Raw genomic sequence first — 19,913 nt, 5'->3', positions numbered from 1 at the left:
GTGCTATTATTCCCTCTTGCCGACAAGGCGGCCGTGCAAGGCAGCACGAATAATACCTGGCGGCTCCGGTTGATCTCCGAGAGCTGCGCGGCTCGACCGCAGGCCTGACAAGCAGGTCATTTCAAAGCCAAACCCGCTTTTTGGTTTTTTACGCCCTTGTGCAAAATTCTTCTTCAAATTTGCTTGCTTCTTTGGTACCATCTTGCGTTGCTGCTTTATCAGTCCGCTTGGAGGAGCAACTTTTGGCTAAAGAAGATGTAATCGAACTCGAGGGCACGGTGCTCGAAGCCCTGCCCAACGCGATGTTCAAGGTGGAACTTGAGAACGGTCACACCATTCTCGCCCACATTTCCGGCAAGATGCGCATGCACTACATCAAGATCCTGCCCGGAGACCGTGTCACGGTGGAGCTGTCGGTCTACGACCTCAACCGCGGCCGCATCACCTATCGCTTCAAGTAGTTCCCCGAACGGCCCGATCGGGCGCACGCTCCCGCGAAGACCCGGATCCTTCGCGCGGGGTCACAGCTGAGAAAACAATCGCCAGCGGCTGGGCGTGCACGTATAGAACGATCCGCATACCGAAAGGAAAGTGATATGAAGGTACGTCCTTCGGTCAAGAAGATGTGCGACAAGTGCAAGATCATCCGACGCCATGGCAAGATCCTCGTCATCTGCGAGAATCCGCGCCATAAGCAGCGTCAGGGCTAGGAAGAAAGGACTCTTAAGAAACATGGCACGTCTCGTTGGTGTCGATCTTCCCCGCAATAAGCGCATTGAGATCGCCTTGACCTACATTTACGGTATTGGCCAGACCACGGCCAAGAAGATCATCGCTGATACCGGCGTTGATCCTGACATTCGCGTGAAGGACCTCTCTGAAGAGGATCTCGCGAAGCTGCGCGACTACATCCAGCAGAACCTCAAGGTGGAGGGCGACCTGCACCGCGAGGTCTCGCAGAACGTGAAGCGCCTCATGGAGATCGGTTGCTATCGCGGCCTGCGTCATCGTCGCGGCCTGCCCGTTCGCGGCCAGCGCACGCACACGAACGCTCGTACCCGCAAGGGTCCGCGCAAGCAAATCGGCGGCAAGAAGAAGTAGTGAGGTAAGCAAACCGTGGCTAAGAAGCAAGTACGTACGCGCATCAAGCGCTCCGAGCGTAAGAACATTGCCGTGGGCGCCGCTCACATCAAGTCTACGTTCAACAACACCATCGTCTCCATCACCGATCCTCAGGGCAACGTGATCTCCTGGCAGTCCGCGGGCACCGTGGGCTTCAAGGGCTCCCGTAAGTCCACGCCGTTCGCCGCGCAGATGGCCGCCGAGGCCGCCGCGAAGACGGCTATGGAGCACGGCCTGAAGAAGGTCGCCGTCTTCGTGAAGGGCCCGGGTTCCGGTCGCGAGACCGCTATCCGCTCCCTCCAGGCTGCCGGCCTCGAAGTGGCCTCCATCCAGGACTGCACTCCCATCCCGCACAACGGTTGCCGTCCCCGCAAGCGTCGTCGCGTGTAACTGAAAGGATCGTACATTATGGCAATTAATAGAACTCCGGTTCTTAAGCGCTGCCGTCAGCTGGGCATCGATCCTGTGGTGCTCGGTTACTCCAGCAAGAAGGAATCCATCCGCCAGCCGAAGCGTCGTCGCAAGGAGAGCGAGTACGCTATGCAGCTGCGCGAGAAGCAGAAGGCCAAGTTCATCTACGGTGTGCTCGAGAAGCAGTTCCGTGGTTACTTCAAGCGCGCCAAGTCCATGCAGGGTCAGACCGGTGAGAACCTCATGACCATCCTGGAGACCCGTCTCGACAACGTGGTCTTCCGCTTGGGCTTCGCCCGCACCCGCAAGGAAGCCCGCCAGATGGTGACCCACGGCCACATCTGCGTGAACGGCCGCCGCGTGGACATCCCGTCCTTCCGCGTGCGTGCCGGCGAGCTCGTCTCTGTGGCTCCCAAGGCCAAGGAGCTTCTCGTCGTGAAGAGCGCTCTCGTCTCCAACGAGCGCGTGCAGGTGCCCGCCTGGCTCGAGATCGACATCGAGAAGCTGCAGGGCAGCGTGCTGTCCCTCCCGACGCGTGACCAGATCGATCTGGACATCAACGAGCAGCTCATCGTCGAACTGTACTCGAAATAATCGCGGCTCATTAAGGAGGCTACTCACACATGACAGAGTTCATGAGGCCTACAGTTACTACGGAGGAAGTCAACGACACCGTTGCCCGATACATCGTCGAGCCGCTCGAGCGCGGTTACGGCAACACCCTGGGCAACTCCATGCGTCGCGTGCTGCTCTCCTCGCTGGACGGGGCGAAGGCCACCGCTATCCAGATCGAGGGCGTGCAGCATGAGTTCACCACCGCCGAGGGCGTCATCGAGGACATCACCGACATCGTGCTGAACGTGAAGGGCCTGGTGTTCTCCCAGGTGTCCGACGAGGCCGACGAGGCGACCGCCCATGTGTTCGCCGAGGGCCCCTGCACGGTGACCGGTGCCGACCTGGAGGTGCCCGGCCAGTTCAACCTGGTGAACCCGGATCACGTCATTGCTACGGTGGCCGACGGCGGCCAGCTGGACATGACCATCCGCATCGGGGTGGGCCGCGGGTATGTGTCCGCCGAGCGCAACAAGCGCACGGAGGATCCCATCGGCATCATCCACGTTGACTCGCTGTTCTCGCCGGTGCGTCGCTGCACGATGAACGTGACCGACACCCGCGTGGGCCAGCGCACCGACTACGACAAGCTGGTTCTGGAAGTTGAGACCGACGGCTCCATCGACCCCACCGAGGCCGTGTGCCGCGCGTCCAACATCATCAACCAGTACATGGGGGCGTTTCTGGCCCTGGCCGCCACGGGCGAGGAAGAGGAGGGCGAGGCCCCGTCCATCTTCGCGCCGGAGGGTCAGGAGTCCAACGCCGAGCTGGACAAGCAGATCGAGGACCTCGACCTGTCCGTCCGCTCCTACAACTGCCTGAAGCGCGCGGGCATCCACTCCGTGCGCCAGCTCGTCGAGTTCTCCGAGAACGACCTGCTGAACATTCGGAACTTTGGTGCGAAGTCCATCGAGGAAGTGAAGGACAAGCTCATTTCCATGGACCTCAATTTGAAGCTTTAGGAGACACGAGATATGAGACACAACAAGAAGGGGCGGAAGCTCGGCACCGACTGGAGCCACACCAAGGCTATGAAGCGCAGCCTGGTTGCCGCTCTGTTCCTGAACGACCGCATCAAGACGGTGGAGGCTCGCGCTAAGGAGATCCGCCCCGACGTTGACAAGGTCATCACCTGGGCCAAGCGCGGCGACCTGCATTCCCGCCGTCTGGCCATCGCCTACCTGAACGACAAGGAACTGGTGCGCGAGATCTTCGAGAAGGTCTCCCAGGGCATGTTCCAGGATCGTCCCGGCGGCTACACCCGCATCATGAAGCTCGGCCCCCGCAAGGGCGACAATGCTCCCATGGTCATCATGGAGCTCGTGACCGAGCCCTGCGTGCCCAAGGCCGAGCGCCAGGCCGCTGCTGCCAAGAAGGCCGCTCCGAAGAAGGCTGCCCCCAAGAAGGTTGCCAAGAAGGAGGAGAAGTCCGAGGAACTTGCCGAGGACCTGGGCTTCGAGAACGACGGCACCGTCGAGCAGATCGAGGCCGTGGACGCCGCTGAGAAGGCCGAGGCCGTCGAGGAGGCCGAGAAGGCTGAGGCCGAGGCCGCCAAGGAGGCCGAGACCGTCGACGCCGAGAAGATCGAGGAGGAGCAGGCCGACGTCAAGTAGGCTGCTTCGGGAACTTCGGATGCATTCGGCGGCAACCAGCCGCAAGTGTTGCCGCCGAAAAGATCGTTCTATATAGAAAAGCGACTGCCCCTAAGGTGGTCGCTTTTCTGTTTCACGGACGATAAGCGTGATTTGCGACGAAAACGACGGTTCTCGTAGTCGGGAAGGGGTTTTCCTGGCACTTTCGGGGATGTTTCCCCAGGTCGTGTTTGCCCAACCGTGCTTGCTGGGTGATCTAAACTACGAGAACCGTCGTTTTCGTCGCAAAATGCTTGGTGTCAGTCGGGCAACGCGCATACAACCTCTCAATTACTATCGGCACGCTCAGATTTTCTTCTCAGTTTCCGGCCCATAGAATAGGTGATGCAAGGGCACAAAGGAGCGCTCTTACGGAACTTGTTCACGAAGATCTCTGTGATTGAAAGGAGCCGGATCATGGCTGACAAGGATACCTTGATGAAGGAATTTGTCGATTCCGAGGCCGCGAAGACCCAAGATGCCGTGAAGGATCTCGAGCGCATCGAGGAGGAAGTGATGGCCGAGGCTACCTCTTCCGCCGAGTTCGAAGATGCCCTGGGCGACGAGCAGGCTGCGGCCGAGGCTGCCGAGACGGCCTTCGAGTTCGACCAGGCCAAGATCGGCACAGCCGGCATCGGCGAGGCCCTGTAGCATACTCGGGCGCGGCACCGACGAGCCGCGTGGCACAATCGGGGATTTCGCTAACTCAACCCTCGATCGTGCATGAACGACCAGATGCGCGACGACCCGCTCCTTAACAACGAGCCGCTCACGCCATCTGGAGTACGAGAAACCCCTTCCGGGCGGGAAGGGGTTTCCTGTGTTTGGGGGCCAGGCGGTGGCTTGGGTCGGAGTAGTACGAACCGTTTTTTGCGCATTCGCACAAAACAGTGCTATCGGCAGGGCCGTGGCCGATAGCCCCGGTACCGGCGACCCCTGGGAATCGTCGCCTCTGCCATACTGGGGCCATGGCACCGCTGCTCACAGCTCCCTCGCGCATTCCGCGCTTTGTGCGCGCCCTGGATGGGCGCGTGAAGATTGCGCTGCTCATGGCCTTTTCGGTCGCACTCTTCTGGGCTCGCAGCCTGAGCGCCCTCGCCGCGGCCGCGGCTCTGCTTGCGGCTGTCATGGCTTTCGGGCGGGTGCGATGGGCCGCAGTGCTCAAGGGCGGTGCCCCGGCCTATGTCATCGCCGCATTCCTGCTGGCGTACAACGGCATGAGCCTCGGCTGGACGGCCGGGACGGTGGTGGCGGCCCGGGTGCTGCTGCTCGTATGGGGGAGCCTCGTGCTGGTATCGTTGGCCACGGCCACGGAACTCTCCGAGGCCCTGCGGCGCCTGCTCGCCCCCCTGGGCCGTGTGGGCCTGCCGGTACGGGATGTAACTACGGCCTTCTCCATCGCCCTGCGCTTCATTCCCCTGACGGCCGAGGAGCTGGCCGGCGTGCGGGCCGCCCAGGCCTCGCGGGGCGCTCCCTTCCAGGGCGGAGGGCTGAGGGGGCGGCTTGCGGCTTACGGAGGGCTCATGGTACCGCTGTTCGTCGGCCTGTTCCGTCGCGCCGACCGCCTGGCTGCGGCCATGGATGCCCGCTGCTTCGGGGCCACTGCGGCGCCCACGACCCTCGACGGGCGTCGTTTCCGGGGAAGCGACGGCGCGGTGCTCCTTGTCGGCATCGCCCTGTGCGTCGCTGTGGCGCTCGTTCCCTGAGAGTTCGCGGGCTGTAGGAAGGCCTCAGGTGGGGCTCCTTTGGGGCTGAACGGAAAGGGCATTGGCCCTTTCCCTACGGGGCGAGCTGCGGGTCACAGGGTGTTCTTGGGTGGGGCTCTTTCGGTGCTGGGCGGAGAGGCGGGCTCTTCCCTACAGAACTGCGCTCGAGTTTTCCTCAAGCTCGGGCGCAGGGGCTGTCTCGGTGGGCTCTTCGCGCTTCACGGACTGGGGCGCAAGCTCGCTAATGAGGATAGCGACGAAGATGAGGGCGAAGCCGATCATCATGCGGCCCGTGACCACCTCCCTGTAGAACAGCACGCTGGCGATGACGCCGAAGACCGATTCCAGGGACAGCAGCAGAGAGCCCTGGGCCTCGGGCACATGGGCGAGGCCCACGTTCTGCAAGACGTAGCATACCCCCGAGGCGAGCACCACGAGGTAGGCCAGGTTCAGCAGGAAGTCGCCGTTGGCCACGGCGGCGAGGCCGGGGAAGGGCTCGGTGGCCGCACCGAGGGCGAGACCGAGGGCCCCGCCGAAGAGGAACTGGTACACCGTGAGCCCCAGCACGTCGTAGGTTTGGGAGAACCGGGCGATGGCGATGATCTGGGCGGCGAAGAACACGGCGCACAGCAGGGTCATGAGGTCGCCGAAGCCGATGGTGAGGGTGCCCGCGGCCACGGACACGAGCCCGATGCCCGCCACGCACAGCACGGCCGCACCTACGTTGGCCACGGTGGGGCGCTTGCGGGCCACGGCCCACAGCATGAAGGGCACGATGACGCAGTAGGTGGCCGTGAGGAAGGCGTTCTTGCCCGGAGTGGTGTCGGCGAGCCCCACGGTCTGCACCCAGAAGGCGAGGAAGGTGACCACGCCGAGCACGAGTCCCGCGCCGAGGAAGCCGCGGTTCAGGCTGCCGCGCAGCCGCCGGTGGAAGAGCGCGGCCATGAGCAGGCCCGTGAGCAGGAAGCGCACGCCGATGAGCTGGGCCGGAGGCAGCACGTCCACGGCGTCTTTCATCACCACGAAGGCGAAGCCCCAGATGACGGTGGCTCCCAGCAGCATGAGCTTGTAGGCGAAGCCCGGTAGGGCTCCTTGGTTTCGTTGCGTAGTGTCCATGGCTCGCCATTATAGGGAGCAAATCGGGGGCTGCCTAGGGTTACTGCTTCCCAACGGGCCATCAACGAACGTGGTTTGCCGGCCATGATCCGTCCGCGGCGGCGCACCATGGGGATAAGCCATGTTACCGATGCGAGAGGACGGAGCCATGTACTATTCCAGTGGCAACTACGAAGCGTTCGCCCATCCCCTGAAACCCGAGGGCGTGGACGACAAGTCGGCCTACATCGTGGGCGCCGGCCTGGCCGGGCTGGCTGCGGCCTGCTTCCTCGTGCGCGACGGGCAGATGGCCGGTGAGCGCATCCACATCCTGGAGCGCGGGCCCCGGGCCGGCGGCGGCTGCGACGGCTGGGACTACCCGAGCCTCGGCTACACCATGCGCGGCGGCCGCGAGATGGACAACCACTTCGAGGTGATGTGGGACCTGTTCCGCGACATTCCCTCCATCGAGGATCCGTCCGTGAGCGTGCTCGACTACTACTATTGGCTGAACAAGCGCGACCCCAACTACTCCCTGTGCCGCGCCACGGTGAACCGCGGCCAGGACGCCCATACCGACAACCGCTTCGACCTGTCGGATAAGGCCTGCATGGAGATCATGAACCTGTTCTTCACCCCGGAAGAAGACCTTCAGGACAAGGTCATCACCGAGTACTTCTCCAACGAGGTGCTGAAATCGAACTTCTGGCTGTACTGGCGCACCATGTTCGCCTTCGAGAACTGGCACTCGGCCCTGGAGATGAAGCGCTACATCACTCGCTTCGTGCACCACGTGGGCGGCCTGCCCGATTTCTCGGCACTGCGCTTCACACGCTACAACCAGTACGAGTCCATGATTCTGCCCATGGTGAACTACCTGAAGGACCACGGGGTGGACTTCCGCTACGACACTCACGTGACCGATGTGCGCTTCTCCTGCGACGGGGCGAAGGACGAGAACCGCAAAGTGGCCACCGAGATCCGCTTTTTGGTAGAGGACGAGCCTGAGGCCATCGGCGCTGTGGAGGGGCTGCCGGGGGATACGGCCCCCGCTCCGGCGGGCATCCGCGAGCAGGTCATTCCCCTGACCGAAAACGATCTGGTGTTCATCACGCCGGGCAGCCTGGTGGCCCATTCCTCCTTCGGCAGCCAGAACACCCCGGCCCGCTACGCCCCCGAGCTCACGCCCGGCGATGGCTGGGATCTGTGGAAGCGCATCGCCGCGCAGTCGCCGGCCTTCGGGCGCCCCGAGAAGTTCTGCGGCGACCCGGCCAAGAGCAACTGGGAGAGCGCCACAGTGACCACCCTGGACGAGAAGATCCTGCCCTACATCACGGCCATCTGCAAGCGCGATCCGCTCTCCGGCGGCGTGGTAACCGGCGGCATCGTGTCGGTGCGGGATTCCAACTGGCTGCTGTCCTGGACCATCAACCGGCAGCCTCAGTTCCGCGACCAGGAACCGGGCACCGTGTGCGTGTGGCTCTACGGCCTGTTCACCGATGTGGACGGCAACTACGTGAAGAAGCCCATGCGCGACTGCACCGGGCGTGAGATCTGCCAAGAATGGCTGTACCACCTGGGCGTGCCCGAGGAGCAGATCGAGGAGCTGGCCGAGAAGAGCGCCAACACGGTGCCCTGCATGATGCCCTACATCACGGCCTTCTTCATGCCCCGCGCCGATGGGGACCGTCCGCTCGTGGTGCCGGAAGGCTCCGTGAACTTCGCCTTCATCGGCCAGTTCGCCGAGACGCCCCGCGACACCATCTTCACCACCGAGTACTCCATGCGCACCGGCATGGAGGCGGTGTACACGCTGCTGGACATCGACCGCGGTGTGCCCGAGGTGTGGGGGAGCGTCTATGATCTGCGCTGCCTGCTGAACGCCACGGTGCTGCTGCGCGACGGCAAGCCGGCTACGGATATGAACATGAACGTGCTGGAGAAGCTGCTGCTGTCCCGCGGCCTGAAGGAGATCGAGCACACCGATATCTACGGACTGCTGAAGGAGTACGGCGTCATTCCCATCACCGACGAGAACGAGGCCGTGGAAGGCCCCAACCCGGGCGCGGTGTGGCCCGGCATCCACTAGGCTCGCCCAAGGTCGCATCGCTTTTGCGCGCCCCGCACGGAACTCAAGCCGTGCGGGGCGCGTTTGCATGGTATGATGGGGAATGCTGAGCAACAGCACAATCATTTACCTGCAAGGAGGCATTTCATGAGCGTCATTATCGATGTGTACGGGCGCGAGATCCTTGATTCTCGCGGCAATCCCACCGTCGAGGTCGAGGTCGTGCTGGAGGACGGTTCCTTCGGCCGTGCGGCGGTTCCCTCCGGGGCGTCCACTGGCGCCTTCGAGGCCGTGGAGCTGCGCGACTGCGACAAGAAGCGCTACCTGGGCAAGGGCACCCTGGATGCCGTGGCCCACGTGAACGGCGAGATCGCCGAGGCCCTCATCGGCGTCGAGGCCGACGATCAGCGCGCCATCGATGCCGCCATGATCGCCCTGGACGGCACCGAGAACAAGGGCGCTCTGGGCGCCAACGCTATCCTGGGCGTGTCCCTGGCTGTGGCCAAGGCCGCTGCCGAGGCTGCCGAGTTGCCGCTGTACAAGTACGTGGGCGGCGCCAATGCCCATGTGCTCCCCACGCCCATGATGAACATCTTGAACGGCGGTGTGCACGCCGACAACAACGTGGACTTCCAGGAGTTCATGATCATGCCCGTGGGCGCGGCCACCTTCGCCGAGGCCCTGCGCTGGTGCGCCGAGATCTACCACACCCTGAAGAAGGTGCTCCACGATGCCGGCCTTGGGGGCGGCGTGGGCGACGAGGGCGGCTTTGCTCCCAACCTGAAGACCAACGAGGAGCCGCTTGCCTACATCGTGCAGGCCTGCGAGGCTGCCGGCTACAAGCCCGGCACCGACATCCTGTTCGCCATGGATCCGGCGTCCACCGAGTTCTACAACGCCGAGACCGGCACGTACGTGCTGGCCGGCGAGGGCCGCGAGCTCACGAGCGACGAGATGGTGGACTACTGGGAGGCTCTGGTGAACAAGTATCCCATCGTCTCCATCGAGGACGGCATGGCCGAGGAGGACTGGGATGGCTGGAAGAAGCTGACCGAGCGCATCGGCGACCGTGTGCAGCTGGTGGGCGACGACCTGTTCGTGACCAACTCCAAGCGCCTGGCCAAGGGCATCGAGCTGGGCTGCGCCAACGCCATCCTCATCAAGGTGAACCAGATCGGCTCCCTCACCGAGACCCTGGAGGCCATCGAGATGGCCAAGCAGGCCGGCTACGCCTGTGTCATGAGCCACCGCTCCGGCGAGACCGAGGACGTGACCATCGCCGATCTGTCCGTGGCCTGCAACACCGGCCAGATCAAGACCGGCGCCCCGGCCCGTTCCGACCGCGTGGCCAAGTACAACCAGCTCATCCGTATCGAGGAGCAGCTGGAGACCCAGGCCGTGTACGCCGGCATGGGCGCGTTCTACAACATCAAGCGCTAAGCGGCTCAGCGAAAGCACGCAACGTAGAGCCTGCAAGCGAGGATGCGGCGCCCGTCGAAGGAATTCGGCGGGCACCGCTGCCTTTTAGGGCCTTTTGTCCAGGGGATGGGCACCGAGCTCCCATGGGATGATATTGCCCGTGCACAGGGAAAAGACTAGTTTTATATAGCAAAAATTGACTGCTGGTCCGCAGCTATTCTCGAAATAGATAAAGAAAGTGGTTGAGTGTCATAGTTGGCTATGTTACTATGCGACTCAGATGGTACGGCCGCATCGGTATCGGCCGAGGGGAGAGGATCAATCCGGGGCACGTCGGTTGCCGTGCACAGCAACCAGAGGCGGCTTTTCGGATCCCCCTCATCCTCGGCGGCTCACGTCATTTAAGGAGGAGAGATGAGGCATAGTCTGACAAGACGCCGGTTCTTCGAGGGGGCTGCCACGCTGGGCGCCCTGGCCGCTCTGAGCGGATGCTCGCCCAAGGTGGCGGAGGATGAGAATCTCGCGAACACGGGCGCGTCCCCGGAGATCGAGACCGTCAACTTCGACGAGTACGAGGTCAAGCACTCCTGGTGTTACATGTGCGGTCCCGCCAAGGCCCTGTGCTCGACCCTGTGCTACATCAACCCCGAGGGCCGCTGGGTACACGTCGAGGGCAACCCCGTGGCCGGCAACAACTGGGGCTACGGCTGCAAGAGCCTGTGCGCCAAGGGCAATTCCGCCATGCAGACCCTGTACAACCCCGCCCGCATCGAGTACCCCATGCGCCGCGTGGGCGAGAAGGGCGAGGGCAAGTTCGAGCGCTGCACCTGGGACGAGGCCATCGAGGGCATCGCGACGAAGCTTCAGGAGATCAAGGACCAGTACGGCCCCGAGACCTTCGCCCTGTGGTCGCCCCAGGAGTGCAAGTTCGTCATGCAGATGGGCCGCCGCTTCCTGAATGTGTTCGGCACGCCGAACTACATGCACAGCGCCATCTGCCAGACCCAGATCACCTCGAGCCGCGAGCTGTCCATCGGCACGAAGGCCGACACCTACCCCTACCAGCTCAACAAGACGAAGCTGCTGGTGAACTGGGGCGTGAACGGCGAGAACGCCGACATGAACAACAATATCGACAAGGCGAACCCCGTGCGCCGCTTCGACGCCATGGACAACGGCCTGCAGTTCATCGACATCCGCCCCATGCTCGATCCGCTGGCCACCCACGCGAGCGTGTGGGTTCCCGTGCGCCCCGGCACCGACGGCGCCCTGGCCTTGGCCATCCTGAACGTGCTTGTGGAGGAGGATCTCTACGACCACGACTTCTGCGAGAACTGGTGCAACGGCTTCGACAAGCTGGCCGAGCACGTCAAGCAGTTCCCGCCCTCCTGGGCCGCCCCCATCACGGGCATCTCCGAGGAGAAGATCACCGAGGTCGCCCGCATGATGGGCACCATCAAGCCCATGGGCATCATGTACGGCAACAGCGCCGGCGACCAGTCCAATGACGGCAACTGGACCTGCATCAGCATCAACCTCATCGCGGCCATCACGGGCAACCTGGATGTACCGGGCGGTGGCGGTGCGGGCATGAAGATGCCGCCGGAGCTGTTCGACTGCAGCAAGATCAACAAGGTTCCCACACTGTCCGACAAACTTCCCTCCTATCCCGAAGATGAGGAGAACGGCCTGGCCCCGAGCCGCTCGAGGCTCGTGGCCCCCGAGTTCCCCCGCTGGTGGCAGAACCCCGACACCTGGGCCTACACCAAGTTCTTCGTGGATCCCACCTCGGCGGCCAACCGCGGCATCCAGAGCGTGCTCACCGGCAAGCCCTTCCCGCTGCGCGCCGTGTTCTCCCACAGCACCAACCCGCTGTCCCAGACCCGCCAGCCCAAGCTGGTGGCCGAGGCCCTGAAGAAGCTCGACCTGTACTTCGTCATGGACACCGGCTGGAATCCCTCCTGCGACTACGCCGACTACGTGCTGCCCGCCTGCACCCGCTACGAGGACAGCTGCCAGATCGGCTCCCGCAACATGCCCGAGGGCACGTTCATCGGCATCGAGCAGCAGATCGCCGAGCCCCTCGGCGAGTCCCGCTCCGACTGGAAAGTCTACCTCGACCTGGCCGTGAAGATGGGCTTCGGCGAGGACTTCTGGAACGGCGACTTGGACGGCCTGCTGCGCGCCCAGCTGGAGCCGACCGGTTTCACCCTGGAGGAACTGCGCGAGAAGGGCTACATCTTCGTGGAGCGCACCGACGGCGCCAAGCCGGAGGAGCCGACCTATCAGAACTACGAGGAGCTGTTCGCGAAGCTGCCCAACGGCAAGGTGCAGTGCTACAACGAGATCATCGGCGGCATGCCTAACAACCGCGAGGACGGCACGCTCGGCTACCTGCCTGAGTACGTGGGACCGCCCGAGGGCATTGCCGAGACCCCCGAGATCGCCGCTGAGTTCCCGCTCATCTTCACCGACGTGCACGCCCATCGCCTGAGCGTCCACAGCTACTTCGGCAACCTGCCCTACATGCGCGAGCGCAACCGCCTGCCCTGGGTGAAGATCAACCCGGCCACGGCCCAGCAGTACGGCATCGAGGACGGCGATTGGATGAAGATTGAGTCGCCCCATGGCTGGGTCAAGATGGTGGCCGAGTACTTCGAGGGCATCTCGCCTGAGGTCATCATGGGCAAGCGCGGCTGGTGGCAGGATTGCGAGGAGCTCGGCGAGCCCGGCTACGGGTGCTTCGACGGCGGCTCCGAGGTGAACAACCTCTACGACGCCACCATCGAGAACTTCGATGGCTTCCATTCCGCGATGGCCAAGCAGACCCTCGTGAAGATCAGCAAGTGGGAGGGGTAAATCATGGCAGAACAGTACGGATTCTTCGTTGATTCGAGCCGCTGCGTGAAGTGCTGGGCCTGTGAGGTGGCCTGTCAGCAGTGGCATGAGATCAAGGCCGGCACCGTGCACCGCCGCGAGGTGCGCGAAGAGGTCGAGGGGACGTTCCCCGAGGTGAAGCGCACCTTCACGTCCCTGTCCTGCATGCACTGCGAGAACCCCCTATGCGTGGCGAACTGCCCCACTGGTGCGGTGAGCAAGCGCGAGGAGGACGGCCTCGTGGTGGTGGACAGCTCGGTGTGCATCGGCTGCAAGACCTGCGAGCAGGCCTGCCCCTTCGGGGTGCCGCAGTACGCGGAGATCGAGGGCGAGGGCCTTCGCATGGACAAGTGCGACGGCTGCCTGAGCCTGGGCCGCGCCGCCGACGAAACGCCCCGCTGCGTGAACACGTGCCCCACCAAGGCCCTGCACTTCGGTAAGCTGGCCGACATGGAGGCCTTGGCGAGCGAGAAGGGCGGCGCCCGCCTGGAAGGCGAGACGGTGCCGTCGGTGTTCGTCGCCCGCCGAGCCTAGGCAATACATTCCGCGCCGGGCGTGCCCACCGGCCCCGGCGCGGATCGGCAGGAAGGGGAGAGGGCCGTGCAGTACGGGTTCTTCGTGGACGGAAGGCGCTGCGTGAAGTGCTATGCCTGCGAGGTCGCGTGCCAGCAGTGGCACGGCCTGGCAGCGGCCACCTGGATGCGGCGCACCGTATTCGAGACCGTCGAGGGCCGCTTTCCCGCGGTGAGCCGGCGGTTCGCCTCCCTTTCCTGCATGCACTGCGAGCACCCCGCCTGCGCGGCCGTCTGCCCCGTGGGGGCCATTGCCAAGCGCAGGGAAGACGGCCTGGTGGTGGGCGATGCCACCCGTTGCATCGGCTGCCGCAGCTGCGCCCTGGCCTGCCCCTTCGACGTGCCCCGCTATCGGGACGACAAGACGATGGACAAGTGCGACGGCTGCCTGAGCCTGGGCCGCGGCCCGGACGAGGAGCCGCGCTGCGTGCTCAGCTGCCCCACCCGGGCCCTTCACTTCGGACCCCTGCCCGAGATGGAGGCCGAGGCGGCGTCCTGCGGGGGCGCGCGCCTGGAAGGGGCCACCGCCCCGGCGGTGCTCGTGGCCCATCGGCCGCGGCCCGACTGGGCATCGCAGGCCGCTCCCTCCCCGGCGGCCACCGATGACGAGGTGCCCTTCGACGGCGCGGCCCCGGCCGCCGAGAACTAGTTATCCCAGGCCCTGCAGGCCGGTATTCGCGAGGAGTGACCATGGACGAGAATCTGACCATCGACGAGACGCGCGCCCTCATGGAGGAGCGGGCGGCCGTGTATGAGTTCCTCAGCATCGCCTTCGGCGAAGAGGTGCCCCTGGCCTTCCTGCAGGCCCTGCGGGAGGGCGGGCCGGCCCTCGATGGCGCGCTCGGCGCTTTCGTCACCTCGCTCGCCGATGCCGACGACGAGGCCCTGGAGGCGGTGCGCACCGACCTGGCCGCCGAGTACGCCCGGGTGTTCCTCGGCATGAGCCGCAGCCCCGTGGCCCCTTACGAGTCGGTGTACACGAGCGAGACCGGCCTGCTCATGCAGGAGGCCCGCGACGCCGTGGTGCGGCTCTATCGCCGCGAGGGCTTCGCTGTGGAAGCCGACGGCAACATTCCCGAGGACCACATCGCCTTCGAGTTCGGCTTCATGGCCGGACTCGCCCGCAAGGCCGCCGCGGCCCTGAGGGCCGGCGACGGCGAGGAGGCCGCCCGCCTGACGGCCGTGCAGGAGGCCTTTGTGGCCGATCACCTGGCACCGTGGGTGCCGGCCCTGGCCGACGATGTGGCCGCCCGGGCCAAGACCGACTTCTACCGGGGCCTGGCCGGCCTGGCCCGCGACTTCACGGCCGCCGAGGCCGAGCTGTTCGCGGCTGCCTAGCGGACGCAACGGGGCGGGCACGGCCGTGGTCAACTCGTTCATAGCGTGGTACCTGTTTCTGGCGGGCATGGGCGCCGGCGCCTTTCTCATCAGCGCCGTGGTGGACCTGTCGCTGCGACGGTGGAATCCTCCCTGGCTGGAATCGGCCGCCACCGTCACGGACGGCGGGATGTACCTGGGGCCGGCCACGGTCGGCCTCGGGCTCGTCTTCCTCTTGGCCGATCTGGGCTATCCCGAGCGGGCCTTCCACGTGTTCTTCACCCCCTCCACGAGTTTGCTCACGCTGGGCTCCTGGGCCATCGTGGCCTTCATCGCCTGCTCGGTGCTCGCCCTGCTCGTCAGCGGCCTTCTGGCAACGCCGGTCACGGAGCGCATCGAGGCCGTGCTCCAGGCGCTCGCCACGGTGTTCTCCGTCGTGGTCATCCTGTACTCCGGCGTGTACCTGTCGGCGTTCCCGTCGGTGCCCTTTCTGAACCACGGTCTCGTGGCCGTGGTCTTCGTGCTGTCGGCCTTGTCCACGGGTATGGCCATGCTGCTCGTCTTCGGCTTCGTCACCCGCGACGGCGAGGACGTGCCGGCGGGCATTCCCGTGTGTCTGCGGGTCGACGGCGTGCTGCTCGCGGCGAAGGCCGTGGCCCTGGCCGCTCTGCTGCTGTGGGCCCATTGGAGCGATCCGGCGAGTCTGTCGGCCGATGCTCTCCTGACCGGGCGCTGGGCCGGCCTGTTCTGGTTCGGGGTGGTGGGGGCCGGCATCGCGGTTCCCATGGCGGCCGAGGCCTGGTGCGCCGCCCACCCGCGCTCGCTCGCCTACGTCATCGGTGCCGGGGCGGCCATCGGGGGCGGCCTGTGTTTGCGCTACGCCTTCCTGCTGGCGGCGGTGCGCTTCTCCGCCGTGACCGGAGGGGCGGTGACTTTCTGGGGATGATCAGCGCAGCCCTCAAGGTCGAGGATATCCGTGATACCATACAGGTCATCATGATCCAAGACGCCTATGAAAGAGAAGTGCCCAGCGACGCCCTCGGCTCGTTCCAAGTGGACGAGCGGTCCGGCGTTCCCATTTGGATGCAGATTCGCAAGCGCCTGGTCTACCTCATCACGTCGGGGAAGTACGCCCGCGATGAGCGGCTGCCCTCGGTGCGCGAGCTGTCGGTGCGGCTGGGCGTGAACTACAACACCATCAACAAAGTGTACCAGGATCTGGAACGGGACGGCTTCATCTTCACCAAGCGCGGCCGTGGCTCCTTCGTGGCCGATGTGAGCCGGGTGGACTATTCCGCCGACGACGGCGAGATGGAGGCCTTGGCCATGGACTTCGTGCAGAACGCGCTGTCGCGGGGCCTGGAGCCCGACGACATCGTCAACCTGGTGCGCGAGCAGATCATCAGACTGGGGGAGGCCCGCTAGTCTGCGGCGAATCGGCCCGGATGCGGGCCCGAGGGCCGTCCAGGGGAAGGGGTAGGCATCATGCGTCAGAAGAATCGAAAGAACGAGGAGCGGGCCGGCGAAGGGGTGCGCAAGCCCATTGCCACCGCGCCGCCGTCGCGGGGCACCAAGACCTCCCGCAACGGGGTGTACCTGTTCTCCCTCGCCGTGTTCCTCCTCGGCTTCGCCGTGGTGATGGCAGCGTTCTGGTCGTCGCTGTCGGTGCCGCTCATCGTGGCGGCCATGGCCGTGGGCTTTCTGCTCTCGTGCAGCATCCGCATCGCGCCCCAGTGGGAACGCGTGGTGGTGCTGCGCCTCGGCAAGTTCCACCGCATCGCGGGCCCGGGCCTGTATTTTCTCATTCCCATCGTGGAGCACGCCGCGGCCCATGTGGACCAGCGCATCATCACCACGCCGTTCACGGCCGAGGAGGCGCTCACAGCCGACCTCGTGCCCCTCGATATCGACGCCGTGCTGTTCTGGCTCGTGTGGAACCCGAAGGACGCCTGCGTGGAGGTGGAGGACTACGCCTCGGCCATCTGGTGGGCCGCCCAGACGGCCCTGCGCGACGCCATCGGCCGCATCAACCTGGCCGAGGTGGCCACCCGCCGCGAGCAACTGGACTGCGAGATCAAGGAGATCCTCGACGAGAAGACGCGCAGCTGGGGCATTACCGTGGTGTCCGTGGAGATTCGCGACATCGCCATCCCCAAGGAGCTGCAGGACGCCATGTCCCGCGAGGCCCAGGCCGAGCGCGAGCGCAACGCGCGGCTGCTTCTGGCCGAGATCGAGAAGGACATCTCGGAGATGTTCGTGGACGCGGCGGCCGTGTACGACCAGAACGACAAGGCCCTGCAGCTGCGCACCATGAACCTCATCTACGAGTCGGTGAAGGAGAAGGGCGGCCTGGTCATCGCCCCGTCCGCCTTCGGCGAGGCCTTCAACAACATCGACGGCTTCCTGAAACCCTAGGCTCGGCCCTCCCCAACGCCCCGCAGAAGCGCCAGCGCCCCCGCCGAACCGGTTTCGGCGGGGGCGCTGCTGTAGGCGAGGGGGGCGGAAGGGGCGCCGGAGTAGCGTGCGAGGGCGCGGCGTGCGTGGGCGCTTGTGCGGCCCCGGCGTTTCCCGCCCTAGCCCAAAAGCCCCAGGCCCTTGGCGATGTTGGCGATGAAATCCTGCACGTTGGTGACGATGCCGCGGGAGGCGAGGCTGCCCCGGTCCACGAGCTTGTTCACGGCGAACTCCGCGATGTCCACGCAGTAGAAGTACACGGGGCGGATAGTGCCGTCGGGCAGCACCCGGTAGCTCGGCGTCATGTTGCCCGTGGCGATGGTGTGCAGCATGGTGGCCATGCAGATGACCGTGGTGGCCGACCGGATGTGGTCGCGCATGGCGTCCTGGGCGTCGTAGGCGTTGCCGAACACGCCGGGCAGCGGCCCGTCGTCGCGGATGGAGCCGGCGAGCACGTAGGGCACGCCGTTGCGCACGAGAGCCTCCATGATGCCGTCGCGCACGCCTTCCTTCTCGATGAACCGCTCGATGCTTCCCCAGTAGCGCACGCGGTTGATGGTGTCCAGGTGGTGGTAGTGACCGTTGGGGCGGTTCTCCTGGGTCTCGATGTCCTGGCCGAGCGACGTGTGGAAGTAGGCCCCTTCCAGATCGTGGGTGGCCAGGGCGTTGCCGGCGAACACCGCATCGGCGTAGCCGGCATCGACGATCTTGGCGAAGGCAGCGCGCGAAAACCCGTTGAAAGTGAAGGCCGGCCCCATGACCCACACGATGGAGCCGTGGTCGCGCTCGTGGCGCAAAAGCTCGTAGAGCTCGTCGTAGTCGCGGGAGAAGGCGGTCTCGCGGGAGCGGCCGAGGCGGAAGGCGAAGTTGTCGTGGCCGCCGGGGTGGGGCGCCCCGTCGTCGGCCGTGGCCAGGCCGCGGAAGCCCTCGGTGTAGACGAGGATGCCCTCCTCGCCGTTCTCGGTGCGCCCGCAGGCGATGAGGTCGCCGGCGCGAATGTGGCGGAACTCGCGCACGAATACCGCCCCGTCTTCCACCACGGCCACGCAGTCCATGCGGGAGTCGCGGGCGAGCACCCATTCCCCGTTGATCTTCAGGTACTCGGGATAGATGGACATGGCGTGGTAGTTCTTCGGGGCCACGAAATCCTTCGGCGCGGGCACGAGGGCGACATCGGGGGCGCTGGCCAGATGCGGCAGCGAGAAGTCGGGGGCGGTGTAGGGGGTGGGCGCGAAATCCATGGGCGGCCTTCTCTCAGAAGCGGTTTCGGTATCCGCATTGTAGCGCGGTCGAAACGCCTCCGAGGGCCACGCCGCTGTTTTCCACAACGGCGCCGCGCCTGCCCGGGCTTCTGGCATTTCGGGCTTCGGCGAGAGCGCTTGTGCCGCGGATAATTACTCTGCAACGGGCTGTCGGCTGGCTAAGGGTAGGGGGGTGCGGACAAAAACTTGGACCAGACCCGGTCCGGGAAGGAGCCCGCATGTACGACAGGGACACGGTGGAGCTGGCGCTGCTCGCGCTGGAGGAGGGCATGACCCAGGCGGAGGCCGCCGAGCTCTGCGGCGTCAGCCGCAGGGCCGTGGCGAACTGGGCCGGTGGGCGCCTGCCGCACCCCCGGCGCGGCAGGCGCCAGCGCTCCGCCGCGAGGCCTCCACTCCGACATGGTAGGATGGCGCCTCCCGATGCGGAGGAGGAGCCGTTGGACGAGGCGGAGAGGGCGGCCTACGAGGCGGCCATGAACGAGAACATGCTGCTCAGGGCGGTGTTGGACGACCTAAAAGGGGCAGGCTCGCACCCGGGTTCGATATCGAACAGGAGAAAGTGCGAGCTGGGCGAGAGATTGCGCGCGGCGACAGGCCTGCCCCTCCGAGAGATCACCGCTTTCTTGAGGATCTCGAGGAGCTCCTATGAGTACCACCGGGCGCGCCTGCCCCGCCCCGACAAGTGCGCGCCCCTGCGGCGCCGCGTGCGCGAGCTGTTCGAGGAAGGGTCCCGCGCCTGGGGCTACCGCACCATATGGGCCCGCCTGCGCCGCGAGGGCGCGCGGGTGTCGGAGAAGGTGGTGCGCCGCCTGATGCGCGAGGAGGGGCTCGAGGTCCTCTACAACCGCCGCCGCAGGCGCTGGAGCTCCTATGCCGGGGAGGTGTCGGCGGCCCCGCCCAACATCGTGGCCAGGGACTTCTCGGCGCCCGCCCCCGACGAGCTGTGGGTCACCGACATCACGGAGTTCAGGATACCCGCCGGCAAGTGCTACCTGAGCGCCGTGGTGGACTGCTTCGACGGCCGCCCGGCCGGCTGGGCGACCGGCGCGAGCCCCGACGCCGCGCTCGCGAACCGCTCGCTGGCCGAGGCCCTGGCCGGCAGGCGCGGGGGCGCCCGCACCGTGGTGCACAGCGACCGCGGCGCGCACTACCGCTGGCCCGGCTGGATCGCGCTCTGCGAGGAGAACGGCCTGGCCAGGTCCATGTCGGCCAAGGGGTGCAGCCCCGACAACGCGGCCTGCGAGGGGTTCTTCGGCAGGCTCAAGAACACTGATAATGGGAATCGCGCTGTCGGCGAGGACCATCGGCGAAAATGCGCATGAGCCGACGCGATGGCCCATTAAAGGATTGCCGTCGATTCCAGCGAC

General features: G+C 65.4%; 22 protein-coding genes. 19 read left to right on the top strand and 3 right to left on the bottom strand.

What is annotated here, in order from left to right:
* Positions 1 to 6 precede the first annotated feature (6 nt).
* Positions 7 to 177: a hypothetical protein gene (locus tag ACTOXK_RS01070; RefSeq protein ID WP_482279827.1), complete on the bottom strand. Its 171-nt coding sequence runs from the start codon at positions 175 to 177 to the stop codon at positions 7 to 9.
* 65 nt (positions 178 to 242) lie between these two features.
* Here ACTOXK_RS01070 and infA point away from each other — a divergent pair, with 65 nt between their 5' ends.
* The 9 genes from infA (at position 243) to ACTOXK_RS01025 (ending at position 5,482) form a co-directional block, all read left to right on the top strand.
* Entirely contained in the window at positions 243 to 461 is a 219-nt protein-coding gene (gene infA, locus ACTOXK_RS01065; protein ID WP_016309306.1) for a translation initiation factor IF-1, read from the top strand.
* Positions 462 to 596: 135 nt separating this feature from the next.
* Complete coding sequence (rpmJ, locus tag ACTOXK_RS01060) at positions 597 to 710, top strand: 50S ribosomal protein L36 (protein ID WP_016309305.1); 114 nt, start codon at positions 597 to 599, stop codon at positions 708 to 710.
* Positions 711 to 732: 22 nt separating this feature from the next.
* Positions 733 to 1,101, top strand: a complete 369-nt coding sequence (gene rpsM, locus ACTOXK_RS01055) for a 30S ribosomal protein S13 (protein WP_482277121.1) — start codon at positions 733 to 735, stop codon at positions 1,099 to 1,101.
* Positions 1,102 to 1,116: 15 nt separating this feature from the next.
* On the top strand, positions 1,117 to 1,512 hold the full coding sequence (rpsK, locus tag ACTOXK_RS01050) for a 30S ribosomal protein S11 (protein ID WP_028026883.1): 396 nt from the start codon (positions 1,117 to 1,119) through the stop codon (positions 1,510 to 1,512).
* A gap of 18 nt (positions 1,513 to 1,530) precedes the next feature.
* Positions 1,531 to 2,127 (top strand): 30S ribosomal protein S4, encoded by a 597-nt coding sequence (gene rpsD, locus ACTOXK_RS01045; RefSeq protein WP_028026882.1) that lies wholly within the window; start codon positions 1,531 to 1,533, stop codon positions 2,125 to 2,127.
* 29 nt (positions 2,128 to 2,156) lie between these two features.
* Complete coding sequence (locus tag ACTOXK_RS01040; RefSeq protein WP_135969802.1) at positions 2,157 to 3,107, top strand: DNA-directed RNA polymerase subunit alpha; 951 nt, start codon at positions 2,157 to 2,159, stop codon at positions 3,105 to 3,107.
* Positions 3,108 to 3,119: 12 nt separating this feature from the next.
* Entirely contained in the window at positions 3,120 to 3,758 is a 639-nt protein-coding gene (rplQ, locus tag ACTOXK_RS01035) for a 50S ribosomal protein L17 (protein ID WP_482278602.1), read from the top strand.
* A 435-nt stretch (positions 3,759 to 4,193) separates the two neighbouring features.
* The gene (locus ACTOXK_RS01030) at positions 4,194 to 4,427 is read left to right on the top strand and encodes a hypothetical protein (RefSeq protein ID WP_482278601.1); all 234 of its coding nucleotides are present in this window, start codon (positions 4,194 to 4,196) and stop codon (positions 4,425 to 4,427) included.
* 317 nt (positions 4,428 to 4,744) lie between these two features.
* Entirely contained in the window at positions 4,745 to 5,482 is a 738-nt protein-coding gene (locus ACTOXK_RS01025; protein WP_482278600.1) for an energy-coupling factor transporter transmembrane component T family protein, read from the top strand.
* A gap of 150 nt (positions 5,483 to 5,632) precedes the next feature.
* Here the strand turns inward: ACTOXK_RS01025 and ACTOXK_RS01020 are convergent, their stop codons facing one another.
* A complete protein-coding gene (locus tag ACTOXK_RS01020; RefSeq protein WP_482278599.1) occupies positions 5,633 to 6,598 on the bottom strand; it encodes a DMT family transporter in 966 nt (321 codons plus the stop codon).
* 148 nt (positions 6,599 to 6,746) lie between these two features.
* Here ACTOXK_RS01020 and ACTOXK_RS01015 point away from each other — a divergent pair, with 148 nt between their 5' ends.
* The 9 genes from ACTOXK_RS01015 (at position 6,747) to ACTOXK_RS00975 (ending at position 17,245) form a co-directional block, all read left to right on the top strand.
* Positions 6,747 to 8,666 (top strand): oleate hydratase, encoded by a 1,920-nt coding sequence (locus ACTOXK_RS01015; protein WP_482278598.1) that lies wholly within the window; start codon positions 6,747 to 6,749, stop codon positions 8,664 to 8,666.
* Between the two features lie 126 nt (positions 8,667 to 8,792).
* Complete coding sequence (gene eno, locus ACTOXK_RS01010) at positions 8,793 to 10,085, top strand: phosphopyruvate hydratase (protein ID WP_482278597.1); 1,293 nt, start codon at positions 8,793 to 8,795, stop codon at positions 10,083 to 10,085.
* A gap of 393 nt (positions 10,086 to 10,478) precedes the next feature.
* A complete protein-coding gene (locus ACTOXK_RS01005) occupies positions 10,479 to 12,923 on the top strand; it encodes a molybdopterin-containing oxidoreductase family protein (protein WP_482278596.1) in 2,445 nt (814 codons plus the stop codon).
* 3 nt (positions 12,924 to 12,926) lie between these two features.
* Positions 12,927 to 13,475 (top strand): 4Fe-4S dicluster domain-containing protein, encoded by a 549-nt coding sequence (locus ACTOXK_RS01000; protein ID WP_482278595.1) that lies wholly within the window; start codon positions 12,927 to 12,929, stop codon positions 13,473 to 13,475.
* Between the two features lie 66 nt (positions 13,476 to 13,541).
* Positions 13,542 to 14,162, top strand: a complete 621-nt coding sequence (locus tag ACTOXK_RS00995; protein ID WP_482278594.1) for a 4Fe-4S dicluster domain-containing protein — start codon at positions 13,542 to 13,544, stop codon at positions 14,160 to 14,162.
* Between the two features lie 41 nt (positions 14,163 to 14,203).
* Complete coding sequence (locus tag ACTOXK_RS00990; RefSeq protein WP_482278593.1) at positions 14,204 to 14,851, top strand: TorD/DmsD family molecular chaperone; 648 nt, start codon at positions 14,204 to 14,206, stop codon at positions 14,849 to 14,851.
* Between the two features lie 25 nt (positions 14,852 to 14,876).
* Entirely contained in the window at positions 14,877 to 15,776 is a 900-nt protein-coding gene (gene nrfD, locus ACTOXK_RS00985) for an NrfD/PsrC family molybdoenzyme membrane anchor subunit (protein ID WP_482278592.1), read from the top strand.
* Positions 15,773 to 16,255 carry a GntR family transcriptional regulator gene (locus tag ACTOXK_RS00980; RefSeq protein ID WP_482278591.1) on the top strand — a complete coding sequence of 161 codons (483 nt, stop codon included), beginning with the start codon at positions 15,773 to 15,775 and terminating at the stop codon, positions 16,253 to 16,255. Before nrfD ends, ACTOXK_RS00980 begins: the two co-directional genes overlap by 4 nt.
* 60 nt (positions 16,256 to 16,315) lie before the next feature.
* Positions 16,316 to 17,245, top strand: coding sequence for a slipin family protein (locus tag ACTOXK_RS00975; RefSeq protein ID WP_482278590.1), 930 nt, complete (start codon positions 16,316 to 16,318; stop codon positions 17,243 to 17,245).
* 158 nt (positions 17,246 to 17,403) lie between these two features.
* Here the strand turns inward: ACTOXK_RS00975 and ACTOXK_RS00970 are convergent, their stop codons facing one another.
* Positions 17,404 to 18,525, bottom strand: a complete 1,122-nt coding sequence (locus tag ACTOXK_RS00970; protein ID WP_482278589.1) for a putative NPN-dependent ornithine cyclodeaminase — start codon at positions 18,523 to 18,525, stop codon at positions 17,404 to 17,406.
* A 239-nt stretch (positions 18,526 to 18,764) separates the two neighbouring features.
* On the opposite strand from ACTOXK_RS00970, the gene ACTOXK_RS00965 reads away from it, so the two are divergent.
* Positions 18,765 to 19,868 carry an IS3 family transposase gene (locus ACTOXK_RS00965; protein ID WP_482279826.1) on the top strand — a complete coding sequence of 368 codons (1,104 nt, stop codon included), beginning with the start codon at positions 18,765 to 18,767 and terminating at the stop codon, positions 19,866 to 19,868.
* The last annotated feature ends 45 nt before the right edge of the window (positions 19,869 to 19,913 follow it).

The organism is Adlercreutzia sp. (assembly GCF_056795635.1).
Note: the sequence above shows the minus strand (reverse complement) of the source record. Positions and strands in the feature narration are given on the sequence as shown.